General features: G+C 66.0%; 2 protein-coding genes. Both read left to right on the forward strand.

Annotated features, from left to right (window positions below; genetic code table 11):
- Positions 1-60 precede the first annotated feature (60 nt).
- Positions 61-366, forward strand: a complete 306-nt coding sequence (locus ORI94_RS35235; RefSeq protein WP_266083196.1) for a transposase — start codon at positions 61-63, stop codon at positions 364-366.
- Positions 360-985: IS3 family transposase (locus tag ORI94_RS35240; protein ID WP_266083198.1), on the forward strand; the 626-nt coding region annotated here is incomplete at its 3' end. The genes ORI94_RS35235 and ORI94_RS35240, both read left to right, overlap by 7 nt.

Raw genomic sequence — 985 nt, forward strand, 5'->3', positions numbered from 1 at the left:
CCCCCAAAATTCCGACACCTGGACGCTGGATGACTCGTCATCCAGGGGAAGTGATCCAAGGTGGCAAAGCGGAAGAACTACCCCGAAGAGTTCAAGCGGGACGCGGTGGCGCTGGCCCGGACCTCGAAGGACCGGTCGCTCACCGACATCGCCCGGAGTCTGGGCATCCATCTGGAGACGCTGCGCAACTGGATCCGCGAGGACCGGTCCCGTGGCGAGACCGGGGACGGCGAGGGTGACGCCGTGATGACCTCGGCCGAGAAGGAAGAGCTCAAGCGGCTGCGGCGGGAGAACACCCGGCTCAAGGAGGACAACGAAATCCTCCGGAAGGCCGCCGCCTATTTCGCGCGGGAGGCGACATGGTGATGATCCGCTTCCGTTTCGTCGACGAGCACCGGACCACCCATCGGGTGAAGTGGATCTGCGACGTCCTCGGCTGGGACCGTTCCGGCTACTACGCCTGGCGGAGGAACAAGGAGACGCGACAGGACAAGGCCGGGGCGGAGGAGGAACTGGCCCGCCGGATCCGGGAGATCCACACAGCATCCCGCGGGGCCTACGGAGCCCGCCGGATCACCCGAAAACTCCGTGACCAGGACCAGGTCGTGAACCGCAAACGTGTCGCACGGCTCATGCGGGAGCACGAGATCGTCGGGATCACGCGACGCAGAGCGAGATCTTTGACAAAGGCGGACCGGACCGCGTCGCCGGCGCCCGACCTCGTCGGCCGTGACTTCACCGCTCCGATGCCCGGGCTGAAGCTCGTCGGCGACATCACCTGCCTGCCCACGGCTGAGGGATGGCTGTATCTCGCGACCGTCATCGACCTGTGCACCCGTGAAGGTCGTGGGCTGGTCGATGGCCGGCCATATGCGCACGGAGCTGGTCTCGGACGCCATCCGGATGGCTCACGCGGGCGGACACACGGCAGGCAACGCGATCTTCCATTCCGACCGCTTGAGTCCGGGCAGTACACATCACACCA

This window comes from Streptomyces sp. NEAU-W12 (assembly GCF_026242095.1).
Lineage (GTDB): Bacteria > Actinomycetota > Actinomycetes > Streptomycetales > Streptomycetaceae > Streptomyces.